Here is an 18,966-nt window from a genome sequence, read left to right as displayed (position 1 = left end):
CACGATGAGTGGGGAATTGAATGCGGCCTTCCATATGGCCGATGTCCGCGACAAGCGCATCACCCGCCGCCGCGCGGTGGCGGTGGGCGAGCTGCATGCCGGTCCGGTGGCCTATCCGCTGATCGTCGAGCGCCGCCTGCCCAAGGGCGATGCGCTGGTGATGGCCGAGATTGCCGGCCTGCAGGGCGCCAAGATGGCCTCGATGCTGATGCCGCTGTGCCACCCGCTGCCGCTGGAACTGGTGCAGGTGTTCTGCGCGCCGGTGCCGGAACGGCAGGCGATCCGCGTGTGGTGCGAGTGCGCCAGCGAGGCGCGCACCGGCGTGGAGATGGAGGCACTGGCCGGCGTCAACGCGGCGCTGCTGACCCTGTACGACCTGAGCAAGCCGGTGGAGCCCGCGCTGCGCATCGAAGGCATCCGCCTGCTGTTCAAGGAAGGCGGCAAGCGCGGTGTCTGGCTGCACCCCGACGGCATGGATGATGCCGAGCGCGCGCGCTTCAAGCCGCGTGCGCCGAAGGGGCTGGAGGGCGCGGTCTGCGCGGTGATCACGCTGAGTGATCGCGCCAGCGACGGCACCTATGAAGACATTTCTGGTCCGACCCTGGTGACCGGCGTGAAAAAGCTGGGCGGCGAGGTGGTGGCGGCCGAGGTGTTGCCCGATGGCATCGAGCCGTTGGCGGGCCGTCTGCAGGCCTTGGCTGCCGAAGGCGTGCGCCTGTGCCTGTGCACCGGTGGTACCGGGCTGGGCCCGCGTGACCTGACCCCGGAGGCGCTGCGTTCCTTGAACGCACGGCCGGTGCATGGCCTGGCGCAGATGGTGCGGGCGCTGAGTGCACAGCACACGCCGATGGCCTGGCTGAGCCGCGCCGAGGTGGTGCAGCTGGGCAACATGCTGGTGTTCGCATTGCCAGGCAGCCCGAAGGCGGCGGCGCAGTGCCTGGACATCCTGGCGCCGGTACTGGGCCACGCCCTGGCGATGGTCGACGGTGGTGGCCACTGATGATTGCCTACAGCGAAGCCCTGCAGCACCTGCTGGATGCGGCCACGCCGCTGCCGGCCGAGCGCCTGCCGTTGCATGAGGCCGGCGCCCGCACTCTGGCCAGTGACATCATCAGTGAGCAGTCGCTGCCGCCGTTCGACAATTCGGCGATGGACGGCTTCGCGCTGCGCGCCAACGGCGCGACGTTCGAGGCCGGTACCGAATTCGCGGTGCAGGGCTGGCAGGCGGCCGGCGATGCCGGTGCCGAGGGCGGCGAGGGTGCCTGGGAAATCATGACCGGAGCGCGCATGCCGGTTGGGCTTGATACGGTGGTGCCCGTCGAGAACGTGGAGATCCTTACCAGCGAGGACGGCCGCCCGACCCGCATCGCATTGAAGGGCACGGTGAAGCCGGGCCAGAACGTACGCCTGCGCGGCCAGGATGTGAGCGACGGCGAGCGTGTGCTGCAGGCCGGGCAGGTGCTGGACATCAATGCGCGCACCCTGCTGCACGCCATTGGCATGGGCCAGGTGGCGGTGGTGGCGCGGCCGAAGGCGGCAGTGATCGCGACCGGCAAGGAGTTGGTGACCGAGGCGGCGCAGACGCTGGAATCCGGCCAGATCCGTGACAGCAACCGGCCGTATCTGGTGGGTCGCCTGCAGGCGGCCGGCGCCGAGGTGGTCTGGCAGGGCACCGTGGGCGATGACGTGGCTGCGTTTAATGCGGTGCTGGATGAAGCGCTGGCTGCCGGCGCGCAGCTGCTGATCAGTACCGGCGCGGTGTCGGCCGGCCGCTACGATTTCGTTCCCGATGCGCTGCGCGGCCGTGGTGCGCGCATCGTGTTCCACAAGGTGGCGATCCGCCCGGGCAAGCCGCTGCTGTTTGCGGTGCTGCCCAATGGCACGCTGTATTTCGGTCTGCCCGGCAACCCGGTGTCGGCCGCCGTGGGCCAGCGCTTCTTCGTGGAGCCGGTGCTGCGCCGCCTGCTGGGGCTGGCACCGGAAACCGTGTTGCAGCTGCCGCTGCAGGCCGACGTGCGCAAGCCGCCGGGCCTGCGCTTCCACGCGCGTGCGCGGGTGGAAGTGGACGGTCAGGGGTGCCTGAGTGCGCGCGTGCTGTCCGGGCAGGAGTCGTTCCGTTTGATGTCCATGCTGCAGGCCAACGCCTGGGTGGTGCTGGAGGCCGAGGGCGACTTGGCCACCGCTGGCACGCCGGTGCGCGTACAGGGCTGGGGTCACCATGACCCGGTGCAGCTGGCGAGCCAGGAGTCATGATGAAACAGGTGAATCTGCAGTTGTTTGGTGCCTTTTCCGATCTGGATGCCAGCCGCGAGATCGCGGTGGAGGTGGCCGGTGGCACCGTGGCCGACCTGCGCCAGGCGCTGCGCGAGCTGCTGCCTGCGCGCTGGCCGGGGTTCCGCGCGGGCCTGCTGGACTACTCGGCGTTTGCCGACCAGCAACGCGTACTGCGTGACCACGAGGCGCTGCCCGACGATGGCCGGGTGGCGATCCTGCCGCCGGTAAGCGGGGGCTGAGCGATGAGCGAAAAGATCATCGCCAAGGTGGTGGACCGCGCGCAGGCGGCGATCGATCCGGCCGAGGGCATCGCTGCGGTGTCCGATCCGGGCTTCGGTGGCATCGACGTATTCATCGGCAAGGTGCGTGATGTCAATATCGGCCGGCCGGTGACCGGGATCACCTACGACCTGTTCGAGCCGCTGGTGCTGAACGAGTTCAAGCGGTTGGCGGCCGAGGTCGAGGCCACGTTCGGTCCGAAGCTGAAGCTGTATGTAGCCCATGCCAAGGGCCGGTTGGGCATTGGCGATGTGGCGGTGGTGGTGGCTGCGGGCAGCCCGCACCGAGACGAGGCATTCCGGGCCTGCCGGCAGTTGATCGAGGTGGTGAAGCACCAGTGCCCGATCTGGAAGCAGGAGCATTACGAGGACGGCGACAGCGAGTGGAGCGAGGGCTGCAGCCTGTGCCACGCGGACAGCGAACCCGCACACGCCCATGACCATGCGCACGACCACCACCATTGAGTCCGCTGCAGCCACGCATGGCGTGGCTCTACCACCGAATGTCTGGATGGCCGTGGGGTTCAGTAGATCCACGCCATGCGTGGATGGGGCCGTTCCCGCGTATCCAACCGGCGCAGCCACGCATGGCGTGGCTCTACCATGAATGGAACCATCAACGGCATCGTGCTGGCCGGCGGCCTGTCCAGCCGGATGGGGCGAGACAAGGCGCTGCTGCCGTGGCAGGGGCGCACCCTGCTGGAACACATGCGTGGCCTGCTGCTGCAGGCCGGCGCCGAACGGGTGTGGGTGAGCGGCGACTATCCGGCCTTCGGCGGCATCCCCGATCAGGTGGCGCGCTGCGGTCCCTTGGGTGGACTGCACAGCGTGACGCAGCAGATGCCCGATAGCCCGGCCTGGGTGGTAGCGGTGGATACGCCGTTGCTGACGCCACGGCTGCTGCAACGGCTGGCTGCCGAGGGGCGGGGCGCGTGCACGATCTTTGACGGGCATCCCTTTCCCATGCGGTTGAATGTGGACAATGCCACTCGTAGCGTGCTGGCCGCGATGTTGGATGATGCGGACGGGCCGCGCTCGGTACAGGCCTTCCAGCGCCGCCTGCAGATGCACGCGCTGCTGCTGGAAAGCGTTGACGAAGCCTGTCTGGTCAACTGCAATACCCCCGAACAATGGGAGGATGTTGCGTCATGAAAGTGCAGTTGCAGGATCAATCAGTACGGCTTCGCCTGGACGAGGCCGAACTGGCGCGCCTGCTGGCCGGTGAATCGGTCGAGAACATGACCCGCTTTGGCGGCATCGAGGGCTGGGGCATGGCGGTGTCGCTGCATGGCGGCGATCAACCGGTGCTGCTCGATGGCGGCACCTTCTGCCGCCTGGTACTGCCGCGCCCGGCAGTCGAGGCCTTGGCGGCGCGGCTGCCGTGCCGGGATGGGCTGCCATTCGACATTGGCCTGGAAGATGGCGGCCAGCTTCAGCTGCAGTTCGATGTGGACGTGCGCGACAGCGTGCGCCAGCGCGGGGTGACCCGCCGCAACACCGCTTCACCGGTTTGACATTTGTCAGGGGCACGGCGGAAACCGGCCCCTGATTGATCCAGATCAACCCCGTCGTTGTTGCTGCGCGGCCTAATGGCTGCATGACGACGGGTCACAACTTGAAACGCAGTACCCACGTCATTCCACAGCCTTGGAGCCATGTATGACCGTCGGTAGCGATCCTGTTGTCCGCAGCACTGCCCGTCCGGGTCGCGTCATCAGCGACTGGACGCCGGAAGATCCCGGCTACTGGGAGCGCACCGGCAAGCGGGTCGCCACCCGCAACCTGGTCATCTCGATCCCCTCGCTGCTGCTGGCCTTCTCGGTCTGGGTGCTGTTCTCGGCGGTGTCGATCAGCCTGCCGAAGATCGGTTTCAACTTCAGCACCGACCAGCTGTTCTGGCTGGTGGCGCTGCCCAGCCTGTCCGGCGCCACGCTGCGCATCTTCTATTCGTTCGTGATCCCGATCTTCGGCGGCCGCCGCTGGACCGCGCTGTCCACGGCCTCGCTGCTGGCGCCGACGCTCTGGCTCGGCTTTGCGGTACAGAACCCGGCCACGCCGTACTGGGTGTTCGTGGCCATTGCGATCCTGTGTGGGTTCGGTGGCGCGAACTTCTCCTCGTCGATGTCCAACATCTCCTTCTTCTACCCCAAGCAGAAGCAGGGCCTGGCGCTGGGCCTGAACGCCGGCCTGGGCAATGTGGGCGTGTCGGTGGCGCAGGCGGTGATCCCGCTGGTCATCACCGTGGGCGTGTTCGGTGCGCTGGGTGGTGCACCGCAGCCCACGATGGAGGGTGGGGCGCCGTTGTTCCTGCAGAACGCCGGCTTCATCTGGGTGCCGGCCATCGCGCTGTGCGCCATCGCGGCCTGGTTCGGCATGAACGACCTGACCAGTGCGCGTTCGTCGTTCTCCGAGCAGGCGGTGATCTTCCGCCGCAAGCACAACTGGCTGATGTGCTGGTTGTACATCGGCACCTTCGGTTCCTACATCGGCTTCTCGGCCGGCTTCCCGATGCTGGTGAAAAGCCAGTTCCCGGACGTGAACCCGTTGGCCTACGCCTTCATCGGCCCGCTGCTGGGTGCATTGATGCGTTCGGTGGGCGGCAGCATGGCGGACCGCTGGGGCGGCGCACGCCTGACTTTCTGGGTGTTCGCGCTGATGATCGCCGCCGTGTTCGGTGTGCTGCACTTCCTGCCCAGTCACGGCCAGGGCGGCAACTTCTACGGTTTCCTGCTCAGCTTCATGGCGCTGTTCGTGCTCAGTGGCATCGGCAACGGCACCACGTTCCGCATGATCCCGGTGATCTTCCGCACCCTGCATGAGCGCTGGTCGGCCAACGACAACGCCGAAGGCAAGGCCACGGCCGCGCACCAGGCCAGCATCGAGTCGGCCGCGGTGGTCGGTTTCTCCGGTGCGATCGGTGCCTATGGCGGCTTCTTCATTCCCAAGAGCTACGGCTCCTCCATCACCTTGACCGGCAGCCCCGACATGGCGCTGTACGGATTCGTTGTTTTCTACGTCACCTGCCTGGCCGTGACCTGGTGGTGGTACTACCGGCGCGGTGCCGAGACACCCTGCTGACGACATGAAAACGCACCGCAGCCAGATGACACACACAGCCACGATGCCGATGTCCGCAAAGGGAGACCCCCGATGAGTTATTTCCTCGATCGCTTGCAGTTCTTCAAGCGTGACCCCCAGACCTTTGCCGATGGCCACGGATTCGCCAAGAGCGAGGGCCGCGACTGGGAAAACAGCTACCGCGCCCGCTGGCAGTACGACAAGATCGTGCGTTCCACCCACGGCGTGAACTGCACGGGTTCGTGCAGCTGGAAGATCTACGTCAAGAACGGCCTGGTCACCTGGGAAACCCAGCAGACCGACTACCCGCGTACGCGCCCGGACCTGCCCAACCACGAACCGCGTGGCTGCCCGCGTGGCGCCAGCTATTCCTGGTACCTGTACAGCGCCAACCGGCTGAAGTACCCGCTGATCCGCGGCACTTTGCTGCGCCTGTGGCGCGAGGCGCGCAAGAGCAAGGGCCCGGTCGATGCCTGGGCCAGCATTGTGGAGGACAAGGAGAAGGCGCGTTCGTACAAGACCCGCCGTGGCATGGGTGGCTTCGTGCGCCTGCAGTGGGAAGAGGCCAACGAGATCATCGCCGCCTCCAACCTGTACACGGTGAAGCAGTACGGCCCGGACCGCGTGGTCGGCTTCTCGCCGATTCCGGCGATGTCGATGGTGTCCTACGCCGCCGGCGCGCGCTACCTGTCGCTGCTGGGCGGCGCCTGCCTGTCCTTCTATGACTGGTACTGCGATCTGCCGCCGGCCTCGCCGCAGATCTGGGGCGAGCAGACCGACGTGCCCGAATCGGCCGACTGGTACAACAGCCGTTACATCATCGCCTGGGGCTCGAACGTGCCGCAGACGCGTACGCCCGATGCGCACTTCTTCACCGAGGCGCGCTACAACGGCACCAAGACGGTGGCGATCTGCCCGGACTATTCCGAGCTGGCCAAGCTGACCGATCACTGGCTGCACCCCAAGCAGGGCACCGACGCGGCACTGGCCTTTGCCTTCGGTCATGTGATCCTGCGCGAGTTCCATGTCGATTCGCCCTCGCAGTATTTCCAGGACTACTGCCGCCAGTACTCGGACATGCCGATGCTGGTGCGCCTGGAGCGTCGCGACGATGGCCGCCTGGTGGCGGGCCGCTTCCTGCGTGCCAGTGAGCTGGGCGGGCTGGGTGAAGCCAACAACCCGGACTGGAAGACCCTGGCCTACGACGAGAACAGCGGCCAGATCGTGGTGCCCAATGGCTCGATCGGTTTCCGCTGGGGTGAGAAGGGTCGCTGGAACATCGAAGAGAAGGCCAGCAACGGCGCCGACACGCGCCTGCGCCTGAGCTTGTCCGACGCCAACGACGGCATCGAGGCGGTCAGCTTCCCGTACTTCGGTGGCATCGAGTCGGAAGGTTGGACCGCCGCGCCGGCCGACGAGGTACTGGAACGCAACATCCCGGTGCGTCGACTGGCCCTGGCCGACGGTGGCGAGACCCTGGTGGCCACGGTCTACGACCTGCTGCTGGCCCAGTACGGCGTGGACCGTGGCTTTGGCGGCGGCAACGTGGCATCGAGCTTCGATGACATGGTGCCGGGCACACCGGCGTGGCAGGAGCGCATCACCGGCGTGTCGCGCGCCGAGGTGATCGAGATCGCCCGCGAGTTCGCGCGCACCGCCGACAAGACCCATGGCCGTTCGATGATCATCGTCGGCGCCGGGATGAACCATTGGTTCCACAACGATATGAACTACCGCGGCCTGATCAACATGCTGATCATGTGCGGTTGCGTGGGCCAGACCGGTGGCGGCTGGGCGCATTACGTGGGCCAGGAAAAGCTGCGCCCGCAGACCGGCTGGCAGCCGCTGGCCTTCGGCCTGGACTGGAGCCGCCCGCCGCGCCACATGAACGGCACCTCGTTCTTCTACTTCAACACCGGGCAATGGCGCTACGAGAAGCTGCAGGTGGACGAGCTGCTGTCGCCGCTGGCGGATGCGAGCAAGTACAGCGGCAGCCTGGCCGACCTGAACCTGCGCGCGGTGCGCATGGGCTGGCTGCCGTGTGCGCCGCAGCTGGACCGCAACCCACTGCAGCTGGTACGGGAGGCCGAAGCGGCCGGCGTGGCCCCGGCCGACTACGCGCTGGGCAAGTTCAAGGACGGTTCGCTGGACTTCGCCTTTGCCGATCCGGATGCACAGCAGAACCATCCGCGGATGATGTTCATCTGGCGCTCGAACCTGCTCGGTTCCTCGGGCAAGGGCCACGAATACATGCTGCGGCACCTGCTGGGTACACGCCACGGCCTGCAGGGCAAGGACCTGGGCGAGATGGGCGCGGTCAAGCCGGAGGAAGTGAAGTGGCGTGACGAAGCGCCGGAAGGAAAGCTCGACCTGCTGGTGACGCTGGACTTCCGCATGTGCACCACCGCGCTGTACTCGGACATCGTGCTGCCCACGGCCACCTGGTACGAGAAGGACGATCTCAACACGTCGGACATGCACCCGTTCATCCACCCGCTGTCGAAGGCGGTGGACCCGGCCTGGGAATCGCGCAGCGACTGGGAGATCTTCAAGGAAGTTGCCCGCACCGTAAGCGAGATGGCGCCCGGTGTGCTGGGCGTGGAGAAGGACCTGGTGCTGGTGCCGACCCTGCATGACACCCCCAACGAGCTGGGCATGCCGTTCGGCGTGGCTGATTGGAAGAAGGGCGAGTGCGAGGCCATTCCGGGCCAGACCATGCCGTCGATGACGGTGGTGGAGCGCGACTACCCCAACCTGTACCGCAAGTTCACCTCGCTGGGCCCGCTGCTGGACAAGCTGGGCAACGGCGGCAAGGGCATGAGCTGGGACACGAAGCACGAAGTCGAATTCCTAGGCAAACTCAACCACACCGTGCACGACGAGGGCGTGAGCCAGGGCCGTCCGGCCATCTCGACCGCGATTGACGCGGCCGAGGTGATCCTGCACCTGGCACCGGAGACCAACGGCCATGTGGCGGTGAAGGCGTGGGAATCGCTGGGGACCTTCACCGGCCGCGAGCACACCCACCTGGCGGTGGGCAAGGAGCACGAGGCGATCCGCTTCCGTGACATCCAGGCGCAGCCGCGCAAGATCATCTCCTCGCCGATCTGGTCGGGCCTGGAAGACGACAACGTCAGCTACAACGCCGGCTATACCAACGTGCACGAGCTGATTCCGTGGCGCACGGTGACCGGTCGCCAGCAGTTCTACCAGGACCATGAGTGGATGATCGACTTCGGCGAGGCCTTCATGGGCTACCGGCCGCCGGTCAATACGCGCACGGTGGAGCCGCTGCTGAACCAGCGCCCGAACGGCAACAAGGAGATCGTGCTGAACTGGATCACCCCGCACCAGAAGTGGGGCATCCACAGCACCTACAGCGACAACCTGATCATGCAGACGTTGTCGCGCGGTGGCCCGATCGTGTGGATCAGCGAGGACGACGCGCGCAGCGCCGGCATCGTCGACAACGACTGGATCGAGCTGTTCAACGTCAACGGTGCGATCGCCGCGCGTGCGGTGGTCAGCCAGCGCGTGATGCCGGGCATGGCGATGATGTACCACGCCCAGGAACGCATCATCAACGTGCCGGGCTCGGAAATTTCCGGCACCCGTGGCGGCATCCACAACTCGGTGACCCGCATCGTGCTCAAGCCCACACACATGATCGGCGGCTACGCGCAGCTGGCGTACGGCTTCAACTACTACGGCACGTGCGGCACCAACCGCGACGAGTTCGTGATCGTGCGCAAGATGGACAAGGTGGATTGGCTGGATGGCGAGGCCGTACCGGCCGCCGCCAAGGAGGTGGTGTGATGAAGGTCCGTGCACAGATCGCGATGGTGCTGAACCTGGACAAGTGCATCGGCTGCCATACCTGCTCGATCACCTGCAAGAACGTCTGGACCTCGCGCGAGGGCGTCGAATACGCCTGGTTCAACAACGTGGAAACCAAGCCGGGCATCGGCTACCCCAAGGAATGGGAAAACCAGGACAAGTGGAACGGCGGCTGGGTGCGCACCCGCACCGGCAAGCTGGTACCGCGTGCAGGCGGCCGTTGGCGCATGCTGGCCAAGATCTTCGCCAACCCGGACCTGCCGCAGATCGACGACTACTACGAGCCGTTCGATTTCGACTACCAGAACCTGCACACCGCCAAGGACAGCCAGCACCAGCCGACCGCACGGCCGCGCTCGCTGATCAGTGGCGAGCGCATGCAGAAGATCGAGTGGGGCCCGAACTGGGAGGAGATCCTGGGTTCGGAGTTCAGCAAGCGCTCGCGCGACTACAACTTCGACCAGGTGCAGAAGGAGATCTACGGCGCCTTCGAGAAGACCTTCATGATGTACCTGCCGCGCCTGTGCGAGCACTGCCTGAACCCGGCGTGCGTGTCGGCGTGCCCGTCGGGTGCGATCTACAAGCGCGAGGAAGATGGCATCGTGCTGATCGACCAGGACAAGTGCCGCGGTTGGCGCATGTGCGTGTCGGCGTGCCCGTACAAGAAGATCTACTACAACTGGAAGAGCGGCAAGTCGGAGAAGTGCATCTTCTGCTACCCGCGCATCGAGATGGGCGAGCCGACGGTGTGCTCGGAAACCTGCGTGGGTCGCATCCGCTACCTGGGCGTGATGCTGTATGACGCCGACCGCATCGCCGAGGCCGCTTCGGTGGCCGCCGAGAAAGACCTGTACCAGGCCCACCTGGACATCTTCCTGGACCCGAACGATCCGGCGGTGATCGCTGCCGCGCGCAAGGAAGGCATCCCGGACAGCTGGCTGGATGCGGCCAAGCAGTCGCCGGTGTACAAGCTGGCGATCGACTGGAAGCTCGCGCTGCCACTGCACCCGGAATACCGCACGCTGCCGATGGTCTGGTACGTACCGCCGCTGTCGCCGATCCAGTCCGCCGCCGAGCGTGGCCGGGTGGGCATGAGCGGCGAGCTGCCGGACGTGGCGTCGCTGCGCATCCCGATGCGTTACCTGGCCAACCTGCTGACGGCGGGCGACGAGGCGCCGGTGGTGCGCGCGCTGGAACGGCTGATGGCGATGCGTGCCTGGCGCCGGGCCAAGAACGTGGACGGCGTGGAAGACACCGCGGTGCTGGAACAGACCGGGCTGAGCATCGCCCAGGTGGAAGAGATGTACCGCTACCTGGCCATTGCCAACTACGAGGACCGCTTCGTGATTCCGACCGGCCACCGCGAGTACGCCAACGATGCCTTCGGCGAGCGCGGCGGCTGCGGCTTCACCTTCGGAAACGGCTGCAATGGTGACAGCCCGGCCGATCTGTTCGGCCAGCGCAAGAGCACCACCTTCGTGGTGGACAAGGGGCCGAACCATCGCCGCAAGGAGGTGGTGTGATGAGCGTGCTCAAGCTGGTTGGGGTGCTGCTGGATTACCCCCGTGAAGAACTGTGGCAGCACGGCGAGGAACTGCTCGCCGCCTGCGACGACCCGGTGCTGAGCGCCGCCCGCCGCCAGCAGCTGCGCAGCTTCGTGCAGCAGCTGCTGGACACCGATGCGCTGGACGCACAGGCCGCATGGCTGGCCAGTTTCGACCGCGGCCGCTCGATGAGCCTGCTGCTGTTCGAACACATCCATGGCGAGTCGCGCGACCGCGGCCAGGCCATGGTCGATCTGGTCGAAACCTACCGCCGCAACGGCTTCGAGCTGGATGCACGCGAGCTGCCGGACTACCTGCCGCTGCTGCTGGAGTTCCTGGCCCATCGCCCCGGCAGCGAGGCCCGCGAGTGGCTGCACCACATCGGCCATATCGCCGGGATGCTGGCGGCGCGTGCCGCCGAGCGTGAGCTGCCGCACCGGGTGCTGTTCGAGATCCTGGTCGAAGCCGGTGATGGCAAGGCGGATCTGCAGGCGCTGCGCCAGCGTGCCAGCGAGGAAGTCCGCGACGATACCGCCGAGGCCATGGACCGCTTGTGGGAGGAGGAGGCGGTGCGCTTCGGCGCCGAAGCCCCCGCCGAAGACTGCAAGCCGCCCGTGCGTTCGCCGGCCCGTCCTTCGCATCGAGAGGTCCAGCCATGAGTTACTCCCTGCATCAATTCGCCTTCCAGTACTACCCGTACATCGCCGTGGCGGTGCTGCTGATCGGCAGCTGGGCCCGCTATGACAAGGCCATGTACACCTGGCGCACCGGCTCCAGCCAGATGCTGTCGGACAAGGGCATGCGGATCGGCAGCAACTGCTTCCACATCGGCATCCTGGCCATCCTCGGTGGCCATCTGGTCGGCCTGCTGACCCCGCACGCGGTGTACGAGCACTTCATCACATCGTCGCAGAAGCAGATGCTGGCGATGGTGGTGGGCGGCGTGTTCGGCGCGCTGTGCTTCATCGGCATCAGCATCCTGCTGGTACGCCGCCTGTTCAATGCGCGTGTTCGGGCCACCGGCAGTTTCGGTGACACCCTGGTGCTGGTGCTGCTGTTCGCCCAGCTGTGCCTGGGCCTGTACAGCATCCGCGTCTCATCCGGCCACCTGGACGGTGGGGTGATGGTGCAGCTGGCCGAATGGGCGCAGCACATCGTGACCTTCCGCGCCGGTGCCGCCGACTACATCGAGGGCGTCAGCTGGGTCTACAAGATGCACATCTTCCTGGGCCTGACCCTGTTCCTGATCGCGCCGTTCACCCGCCTGGTGCACGTGTGGAGCATTCCGATCAGCTATCTGTGGCGGCCGTACCAGGTAGTGCGCCGCCGTCAGGCCACGCTGCGCTACGGACCGCGGGAGTAAGCCATGGGCAGCCTGCCGAAATTCCTGCCGATCACCGTGATCGACTCCAATGCCCCGGTTCCGGCCGAGGCGCATTCGCATCACCACGACGCGGCAGCGCAGGGGCCGCGCTCGCTCGGGCAGCCGGCACCGTGCCGGCTGTTCGTGGACGAGACCGCGATCAGCGAGGCCGACATCGCCCGCGAGATGCAGCACCATCGGGCGATGCGCCCGGAACAGTCGCGCGCCGAAGCGGCACGTGCACTGGTGGTGCGCGAGCTGCTGCGCCTGGAAGCGCAGCGGCTGGGCCTGCAGGCACCGGAGGGCAACCGGGTAAGCAACGAGGAAGTGCTGATCCAGCAACTGCTGGAAGATGCGATCGAAGACCGCGTGCCGACCGATGAAGACTGCCGCCGCTACTTCGAACAGAACCCGGAGCGCTTCCGCTCGCCCGATCGCGTGCGCCTGCGCCATATCCTGCTGGCGGCGCCGGCCGACGACGTGGCCGGGCGCTTCGCCGCACGCACCGAAGGCGAGCGGCTGGCCGGACTGCTGAAGGAGTCGCCGCACCTGTTCGCCGATTTCGCCCTGCGCCATTCGCGCTGCCCCTCCAGCAGCGAGGGCGGCGACCTGGGCTGGTTGCAGCGCGGGCAGACCACGCCGGAGTTCGACCGCCAGGTGTTCCGCCTGCGCGAGGGCCTGGCGGGATTCCCGGTGGAATCGCGCTGGGGCTACCACGTGGTCTGCGTCGATGCCCGCGAGGAAGGCCAGCCGCAGCCGTTCGAGGCGGTGCTGCCGCAGCTGCGTGATTACCTGGAACTGCAGGTACGCCAGCGCGAGGTGCAGGCCTACCTGCTGCAGCTGCAGGAACGCTACCCGGTGCGCGGGCTGGACGAGATCGAAGCCGACGCGGATATCGGCTGCCCCCCATTGAACGAGGAGACCCCATGAACCAGGCCCTTGCCCCCGCCAGTGCCGGGCAGCAGCAGCGTGCCCTGTGGCTGAGCACGTTCGCCTTCACCGTGTGCTTTGCGGTGTGGATGATCTTCTCGATCATCGGCATCCAGATCAGCGAACAGCTCGGTTTGAATGACACCCAGTTCGGCCTGTTGATCGCCACGCCGGTACTGACCGGTTCGGTCAGCCGCGTCTTCCTCGGCATCTGGTCCGACCAGTTCGGTGGCCGCAAGGTGATGGTGCTGGTGATGCTGTGTGGCGCAGTGGCCACCTGGATGCTGACCTATGCGCAGACCTACACCCAGTTCCTGATCGCCGCGCTGTGCGTGGGTATTGCCGGTGGCAATTTCTCGGTGGGCGTGGCCTACGTGTCCAAGTTCTTCCCGGCCAGCAAGCAGGGCACCGCGTTGGGCATCTTTGGTGCCGGCAACATCGGCTCGGCGGTGACCAAGCTGCTGGCGCCGCTGGTGATGGTGGCCGCCGGCTGGACCATGGTCGCCAAGGTCTGGGCGGTCGCGCTGGCGGTCACGGCTGTGCTGTTCTTCCTCTTCAGCAAGGAAGACCCGTCACTGGAGCAGCGCCGCCGCGAGGGCGTGAAGCCGGTGCCGTTCGCCGAGCAGATGGCGCCGCTGAAAAACCTGCAGGTGTGGCGGTTCTCGCTGTACTACTTCTTCGTGTTCGGTGGCTTCGTGGCGCTGGCGCTGTGGCTGCCGCACTATCTGGTGGGTGCCTACGGCATGGACGTGGGCCACGCCGGCATGCTGGCGGCGTGCTACTCGATCCCGGCCAGCCTGTTCCGCGTGGTCGGTGGCTGGATGTCGGACCGGATGGGTGCGCGCCGGGTGATGTACTGGACCTTCGGCGTGTCGGCCATCTGCACCTTCCTGCTGGCCTACCCGGATACCGAGTACGTGGTGAAGGGCATCCATGGCCCGATCCACTTCCATCTGGCCATCGGCGTGGTGATGTTCACCGTGCTGGTGTTCGTGCTGGGCTTCTTCATGTCGCTGGGCAAGGCGGCGGTCTACAAGCACATTCCGGTGTACTACCCGCAGCACGTGGGTGCGGTGGGCGGTGTGGTCGGGATGATCGGTGGGCTGGGTGGCTTCATCCTGCCGATCGTGTTCGGGGCATTGAACGATGCCGTGGGCATCTGGAGCAGTTGTTTCATGCTGCTGTTCGTGCTGGTGGCGGCTGCACTGGCGTGGATGCACTTTGCTATTCGCCGCATGGAGCGCCGTCACTTCCCGCAGATCGACCGCGAGACCGACCTGCCCGAAGCCATCGATGCGGCCGCCGCCGAGCGGGTGCGCGGTAGGTGAACGGGGTTGCCGGCCAGCGGCCGGCACTACCGGGTAGCGGGTGAGAGGGTAGTGCCGGCCGCTGGCCGGCATGAACCGACCGATGCGCCACGCTTGATTTCAATCAGGGCCACGCGAAGAGGAACGCCCGAAGATGTGTGCCATGAGCTTCCACGTCGATGAGAGTGAGGACACTGCGCTGCAGGCGGCATTGCTGCGGCAGCCCCGGCATGTGCTGTTCCCGGCGGCTGACCAGTTCAGCACCGGGTTTGGCGAAAGCGGCTGGCGCGCCGCCGTGCGCGCCAGCAATGAGCACCTGATCCCGCGTGGCTTGACGCTAGGCTTCCAGGCCGGTCGTGGCGGTCGCGATGTGCCGCCACAGGCGTATCTGGACACCTTGCTGCTGGCCCTGCAGCTGCAGGCCGATGCCCTGGCCGAGGACCGCGAAGTGGTGGCGATGGTGTTGCAGCTGGGATTGGCGGAGACATTGCCGCCGCCGCAGCTGGGCCAGCTGCTGGACGCCGTGCCGCAGCACCTGCGCACCGTGGCGCGCCCGCAGGTGGAAGTGCGGCTGGACGCCGGCAGCGCGCTCTCACCGGCGCAGCTGCGCGCAGTGGGTTGCACCCGCCTGAACGTGATCGACCGTGCCGATGCGCCGGGACCGACGCTACTGGCGCACGCGCGTGATGCCGGGTTCACCGCGCGCTACTACCAGCTGCGCGTGCCCGCCTGTGAGGACACCGGTTTCATCGAGCGTCTGCATGAGGTGCTGGCCGAAGCACCCGAGCGCATCCTGCTGCCGGCACCGTGCGCGCTACCGCAGCGTCCGTCGGCAGCGCATTGGCTGCAGGCCTGGCGCCTGCTGCGCGATGCCGGTTATGAACCCATCGGCGGTGACCACTACCAGCGTGGTGACCTGCCCAATCCACATGGGCCCGGCGATGGCCAGCGCCACTGCGACCTGGCCGGCGTGCCGCGCCGTGATCGCAGTGATTTCATCGGGCTTGGCCTGTCCGCCTGCAGCCAGATCGGCGAAGTGTTCTACCGGCTGGAGGACGAGCTGGGTGAATGGCGGGCGCGCCTGCAGTCCGGTCACATGGGCGTGGCCGCGGGCCTGATACTGTCCGAGGACGAGCGGCTTGCGGCCGAGGTGGCACAGAGCATCGCCTGCGACCATGCGCTCGATGCGGCCGCCTTCGAGTGGCGCAATGATGAACCGTTCGAGGAATGCTTCGCCGAACAGCTGCCGGCGCTGTCGCCGCTGCTGGCGCGCGGCTGGGCGCAGTGGGATGCACGCGTGCTGCGGCTGGCCGAAGAAGGGCGGTTGCTGTGGCGTATGATGGCCTCATGCTTCCGGCCGGCGGCCGCCATCGCTTGAGTCCTGCCCCGATGTCTTCAACTCCGCCTTCCCAGGGTCGCCTCGGCCGGTCCACGCCGAACCCCGCCGCCGCCGATGATGGCGACGCGCTGCACTTCTGCAGTACCTGTGCATTTTCCGATGCCTGCATGTCGCAGGGTTATGACAAGACCGCGCTGGGCGATCTGCACGTCCTGGTCGACCACGTCGGTCCGTTCCATGCGGGTGACTACATCTTCCGCGCTGGCGAATCGTTCGATTCGATCGCCGCGGTACGCGCCGGCATGGTCAAGACCTTCGTCGATGACAGCCAGGGCAACGAGCAGGTGCTGGGCTTCAGCCTGCCGGGCGAAGTGATCGGCCTCAATGCGATCCACGGTTCGCGCTTCCCCTGCAATGCGGTGGCGCTGGACACCGTGCACCTGTGCCGCATCTCGTTCCCCAAGCTGAGCCTGCTGGCCACACGCATGCCGGGGCTGCAGGCCAAGCTGTTCAGCCTGCTCAGTGCGGAGATCGGCAAGGTCGCCACGCTGGCCGCGAATCACCGTACCGAAGAGCGCATGGCGGCGTTCCTGCTCGACATGTCCGATCGTTACGCGCGGCGCGGTTTTTCCGCCACGCGCTTCAACCTGACGATGGCGCGTACCGAGATCGCCAACTACCTGCGGATGGCGCCGGAAACCGCCAGCCGCGTGCTGCGCCGCCTGAGCGATGATGGGATCATCGCGGTGAAGCAGCGCGAGATCCTGCTGCTGCAGCCCGAGCGCCTGGCGGCGCTGGCGGTGGCCGACGAATCCGATCCGAACTGAACCTGGCCGGGAGCCGACGATGAAACGCGCTGGACTGTTGTTGCTGGGACTGCTGGCCACGCTGCCGGCCTGGGCCGCCGAGCTGACGGTGTCGGCGGCATCGAGCCTGACCGAGAGCTTCCGTGAACTCGGCACCGCCTATGAGAAGGCACACCCGGGAACCAAGGTCGATTTCAACTTCGCCGCGTCCGGCGTACTGCTGCAGCAGATCAGCCGTGGCGCGCCGGTGGATGTGTTCGCGTCGGCCGATGAAACCACGATGGATCAGGCCCAACAGCAGGATCTGCTGGCCGCAGGTACCCGCGAGGTGTTCGCGGTGAACGCGCTGTGGGTGGTGGTGCCGCCGCAGGCCAAGGCCGCGCCGCGTACCTTGAAGGACCTGGCCGGTGCCGGTGTGCAGCGCATCGCACTGGGCAACCCGGACAGCGTGCCGGTCGGCCGCTATGCCAAGGGCGCGCTGGAAGCAGCGGGCCTGTGGCCGTCGGTGCAGGGAAAGACCATCACCACGCAGAACGTGCGCCAGTCGCTGGATTACGTGGCGCGCGGTGAAGTGGACGCCGGCTTCGTCTATGCCACCGATGCGCAGGCAATGCCCGACCGCGTGCGCCGCGCTTTCGCGGTGCCTGTGGCGGGGCGCATTGCCTATCCGCTGGCGGTGACCAAGGCCAGTACGCAACCGGCTGAAGCCAAGCGCTTCACCGCCTTCGTGCGTTCGGCACAGGGCCAGGCGATCCTGGCCAGGCACGGGTTCGGCAAGCCCTGAGGCATGGATCTCGACTGGAGCGCACTGGGGTTGTCGCTGAAGGTGGCCGGTTGGGCCACCGCGATCAATCTGGTGCTGGGCGTGGCACTGGGCGCGCTGCTGGCGCGTCGGCGCTTTCCCGGCCGTGAGCTGCTGGATTCGCTGCTGACCCTGCCAATGGTGTTGCCGCCCACGGTGCTGGGCTATTACCTGCTGGTGCTGATCGGCCGTAACGGACCGATCGGTGCGTGGTTGCAGTCGTGGTTCGGCATCAACCTGGTGTTTACCTGGCAGGCGGCGGTGATCGCTGCGGCGGTGGCCTCGCTGCCGCTGGTATTCAAGCCGGCACGCGCCGCGTTCGAGGAAGTGGACGGACAGCTGGAGCAGGCCGCACGCACGCTCGGTGTGTCCGAAGCGGCGGTGTTCTTCCGCATCACGCTGCCGCTGGCCTGGCGTGGCATCCTCGCCGGCCTGCTGCTGGCGTTTGCACGTGCGATGGGCGAGTTCGGCGCCACTTTGATGGTGGCTGGCAGCATTCCGGGCCGCACGCAGACATTGTCGATCGCCATCTACGAAGCGGTGCAGGCCGGTCAGGACGGCAAGGCCAATGCGCTGGTGATCCTGACCTCGGTGGTGTGCATCGTGATCCTGCTGCTGGCCGCACGGCTGGTGGGCGGGCGTCGCCGGGAGCTGCGCGATGTGGCTTGACCTGCAGGTGCAGCGTCGGCTGCAGGCGGCCGGCCAGGATTTCGTGCTGGACGTATCGCTGCAGTGCACGCAGCGGCAGGTAGTGCTGTTCGGGCCCTCGGGGGCTGGCAAGAGCCTGACCCTGAAGGCGGTGGCCGGGCTACTGCGGCCGGGCCAGGGCCACGTGCGCCTGCAGGGGCAGACCTTGTTTGACGCGGCGGCCGGCGTGGACCTGCCGCCGCAGCGCCGCCGGCTGGGCTACGTGTTCCAGGATTACGCGCTGTTCCCGCACCTGAGCGTGCGCCAGAACGTGGCGTTCGGTCTGCAGAAGGGCTGGTTGAATCCGCGGGCTGGCCAGCGCTTCGATGCGGTGGAGCAGTGGCTGCACGCATTCCGCATCGACACGGTCGGTGATCTTCTACCGTCGCAGGTCTCCGGTGGCCAGCGCCAGCGCACTGCACTGGCACGCGCCCTGGTGACGCAGCCGCAGGCGCTGCTGCTGGATGAGCCGTTCTCCGCGCTGGATCATGATCTGCGCCAGCACCTGCGCCAGGAGCTTGAGACCGTGCTGGACAAGACTGGTATTCCGTTGCTGTTGATCAGCCACGACCCGCAGGATGTAGCCATGTTCGGCCAGCAGGTAGCACGCGTGGTGGATGGTCGCATCGTCGGCAGTTGACCCGCGATGGACGCACTGGCGATGAATGGCTACATCTGATGGTAGTGCCGGCCGCTGGCCGGCAACCATGGAATCCGGAGC

General features: G+C 66.7%; 18 protein-coding genes. All 18 read left to right on the top strand.

Features of this window, described 5'->3' with window-relative positions:
• Window positions 1-4 precede the first annotated feature (4 nt).
• The 18 genes from moaCB to R1L06_RS07730 all read left to right on the top strand — a co-directional run bounded on the left by moaCB (window position 5) and on the right by R1L06_RS07730 (window position 18,885).
• The gene (gene moaCB / locus R1L06_RS07815) at window positions 5-1,000 is read left to right on the top strand and encodes a bifunctional molybdenum cofactor biosynthesis protein MoaC/MoaB (protein ID WP_317217361.1); all 996 of its coding nucleotides are present in this window, start codon (window positions 5-7) and stop codon (window positions 998-1,000) included.
• On the top strand, window positions 1,000-2,253 hold the full coding sequence (locus R1L06_RS07810; RefSeq protein ID WP_317217360.1) for a molybdopterin molybdotransferase MoeA: 1,254 nt from the start codon (window positions 1,000-1,002) through the stop codon (window positions 2,251-2,253). Before moaCB ends, R1L06_RS07810 begins: the two co-directional genes overlap by 1 nt.
• Entirely contained in the window at window positions 2,253-2,513 is a 261-nt protein-coding gene (locus tag R1L06_RS07805; RefSeq protein WP_006371550.1) for a MoaD/ThiS family protein, read from the top strand. Before R1L06_RS07810 ends, R1L06_RS07805 begins: the two co-directional genes overlap by 1 nt.
• A gap of 3 nt (window positions 2,514-2,516) precedes the next feature.
• Window positions 2,517-3,017, top strand: a complete 501-nt coding sequence (locus tag R1L06_RS07800) for a molybdenum cofactor biosynthesis protein MoaE (protein WP_110712542.1) — start codon at window positions 2,517-2,519, stop codon at window positions 3,015-3,017.
• Window positions 3,018-3,155: 138 nt separating this feature from the next.
• Complete coding sequence (gene mobA / locus R1L06_RS07795) at window positions 3,156-3,704, top strand: molybdenum cofactor guanylyltransferase (protein ID WP_317217394.1); 549 nt, start codon at window positions 3,156-3,158, stop codon at window positions 3,702-3,704.
• Window positions 3,701-4,066 (top strand): hypothetical protein, encoded by a 366-nt coding sequence (locus R1L06_RS07790; protein ID WP_317217359.1) that lies wholly within the window; start codon window positions 3,701-3,703, stop codon window positions 4,064-4,066. Before mobA ends, R1L06_RS07790 begins: the two co-directional genes overlap by 4 nt.
• 145 nt (window positions 4,067-4,211) lie before the next feature.
• On the top strand, window positions 4,212-5,630 hold the full coding sequence (locus R1L06_RS07785; RefSeq protein WP_317217358.1) for a NarK family nitrate/nitrite MFS transporter: 1,419 nt from the start codon (window positions 4,212-4,214) through the stop codon (window positions 5,628-5,630).
• A 72-nt stretch (window positions 5,631-5,702) separates the two neighbouring features.
• Window positions 5,703-9,446, top strand: a complete 3,744-nt coding sequence (locus R1L06_RS07780) for a nitrate reductase subunit alpha (protein ID WP_317217357.1) — start codon at window positions 5,703-5,705, stop codon at window positions 9,444-9,446.
• A complete protein-coding gene (gene narH, locus R1L06_RS07775) occupies window positions 9,446-10,990 on the top strand; it encodes a nitrate reductase subunit beta (RefSeq protein WP_317217356.1) in 1,545 nt (514 codons plus the stop codon). The genes R1L06_RS07780 and narH overlap by 1 nt, the downstream gene beginning before the upstream one ends.
• Entirely contained in the window at window positions 10,990-11,670 is a 681-nt protein-coding gene (gene narJ / locus R1L06_RS07770) for a nitrate reductase molybdenum cofactor assembly chaperone (RefSeq protein WP_317217355.1), read from the top strand. The genes narH and narJ overlap by 1 nt, the downstream gene beginning before the upstream one ends.
• Window positions 11,667-12,374: a respiratory nitrate reductase subunit gamma gene (narI, locus tag R1L06_RS07765; RefSeq protein ID WP_099553434.1), complete on the top strand. Its 708-nt coding sequence runs from the start codon at window positions 11,667-11,669 to the stop codon at window positions 12,372-12,374. Before narJ ends, narI begins: the two co-directional genes overlap by 4 nt.
• 3 nt (window positions 12,375-12,377) lie before the next feature.
• Entirely contained in the window at window positions 12,378-13,304 is a 927-nt protein-coding gene (locus tag R1L06_RS07760) for a peptidylprolyl isomerase (protein ID WP_317217354.1), read from the top strand.
• Window positions 13,301-14,632 (top strand): MFS transporter, encoded by a 1,332-nt coding sequence (locus tag R1L06_RS07755; protein WP_317217353.1) that lies wholly within the window; start codon window positions 13,301-13,303, stop codon window positions 14,630-14,632. Before R1L06_RS07760 ends, R1L06_RS07755 begins: the two co-directional genes overlap by 4 nt.
• A 142-nt stretch (window positions 14,633-14,774) precedes the next feature.
• Window positions 14,775-15,989, top strand: coding sequence for an oxygen-independent coproporphyrinogen III oxidase (locus R1L06_RS07750; RefSeq protein ID WP_317217352.1), 1,215 nt, complete (start codon window positions 14,775-14,777; stop codon window positions 15,987-15,989).
• Window positions 15,990-16,000: 11 nt separating this feature from the next.
• Entirely contained in the window at window positions 16,001-16,777 is a 777-nt protein-coding gene (locus R1L06_RS07745; protein ID WP_317217351.1) for a helix-turn-helix domain-containing protein, read from the top strand.
• Window positions 16,778-16,796: 19 nt separating this feature from the next.
• On the top strand, window positions 16,797-17,540 hold the full coding sequence (gene modA, locus R1L06_RS07740) for a molybdate ABC transporter substrate-binding protein (protein WP_049423005.1): 744 nt from the start codon (window positions 16,797-16,799) through the stop codon (window positions 17,538-17,540).
• Window positions 17,541-17,543: 3 nt separating this feature from the next.
• Window positions 17,544-18,227, top strand: coding sequence for a molybdate ABC transporter permease subunit (gene modB, locus R1L06_RS07735; RefSeq protein ID WP_006371078.1), 684 nt, complete (start codon window positions 17,544-17,546; stop codon window positions 18,225-18,227).
• Window positions 18,217-18,885 (top strand): sulfate/molybdate ABC transporter ATP-binding protein, encoded by a 669-nt coding sequence (locus R1L06_RS07730; RefSeq protein WP_317217350.1) that lies wholly within the window; start codon window positions 18,217-18,219, stop codon window positions 18,883-18,885. The genes modB and R1L06_RS07730 overlap by 11 nt, the downstream gene beginning before the upstream one ends.
• Window positions 18,886-18,966: the final 81 nt, after the last annotated feature.

Origin of the sequence: Stenotrophomonas mexicanensis (genome assembly GCF_032911605.1) — a bacterium.
Taxonomy (GTDB): Bacteria; Pseudomonadota; Gammaproteobacteria; order Xanthomonadales; family Xanthomonadaceae; genus Stenotrophomonas; species Stenotrophomonas maltophilia_A.
This window is presented reverse-complemented; position numbering and strand designations above follow the sequence as displayed.

Coding starts and splice junctions, on each gene's coding strand:
- R1L06_RS07780 (WP_317217357.1), top strand. CDS start 5,703: ATGAGTTATTTCCTCGATCGCTTGCAGTTCTTCAAGCGTGACCCCCAG.
- R1L06_RS07730 (WP_317217350.1), top strand. CDS start 18,217: ATGTGGCTTGACCTGCAGGTGCAGCGTCGGCTGCAGGCGGCCGGCCAG.
- modA (WP_049423005.1), top strand. CDS start 16,797: ATGAAACGCGCTGGACTGTTGTTGCTGGGACTGCTGGCCACGCTGCCG.
- R1L06_RS07805 (WP_006371550.1), top strand. CDS start 2,253: ATGAAACAGGTGAATCTGCAGTTGTTTGGTGCCTTTTCCGATCTGGAT.
- R1L06_RS07750 (WP_317217352.1), top strand. CDS start 14,775: ATGAGCTTCCACGTCGATGAGAGTGAGGACACTGCGCTGCAGGCGGCA.
- narH (WP_317217356.1), top strand. CDS start 9,446: ATGAAGGTCCGTGCACAGATCGCGATGGTGCTGAACCTGGACAAGTGC.
- R1L06_RS07810 (WP_317217360.1), top strand. CDS start 1,000: ATGATTGCCTACAGCGAAGCCCTGCAGCACCTGCTGGATGCGGCCACG.
- R1L06_RS07790 (WP_317217359.1), top strand. CDS start 3,701: ATGAAAGTGCAGTTGCAGGATCAATCAGTACGGCTTCGCCTGGACGAG.
- mobA (WP_317217394.1), top strand. CDS start 3,156: ATGAATGGAACCATCAACGGCATCGTGCTGGCCGGCGGCCTGTCCAGC.
- modB (WP_006371078.1), top strand. CDS start 17,544: ATGGATCTCGACTGGAGCGCACTGGGGTTGTCGCTGAAGGTGGCCGGT.
- R1L06_RS07760 (WP_317217354.1), top strand. CDS start 12,378: ATGGGCAGCCTGCCGAAATTCCTGCCGATCACCGTGATCGACTCCAAT.
- narI (WP_099553434.1), top strand. CDS start 11,667: ATGAGTTACTCCCTGCATCAATTCGCCTTCCAGTACTACCCGTACATC.
- R1L06_RS07800 (WP_110712542.1), top strand. CDS start 2,517: ATGAGCGAAAAGATCATCGCCAAGGTGGTGGACCGCGCGCAGGCGGCG.
- moaCB (WP_317217361.1), top strand. CDS start 5: ATGAGTGGGGAATTGAATGCGGCCTTCCATATGGCCGATGTCCGCGAC.
- R1L06_RS07755 (WP_317217353.1), top strand. CDS start 13,301: ATGAACCAGGCCCTTGCCCCCGCCAGTGCCGGGCAGCAGCAGCGTGCC.
- R1L06_RS07785 (WP_317217358.1), top strand. CDS start 4,212: ATGACCGTCGGTAGCGATCCTGTTGTCCGCAGCACTGCCCGTCCGGGT.
- narJ (WP_317217355.1), top strand. CDS start 10,990: ATGAGCGTGCTCAAGCTGGTTGGGGTGCTGCTGGATTACCCCCGTGAA.
- R1L06_RS07745 (WP_317217351.1), top strand. CDS start 16,001: ATGTCTTCAACTCCGCCTTCCCAGGGTCGCCTCGGCCGGTCCACGCCG.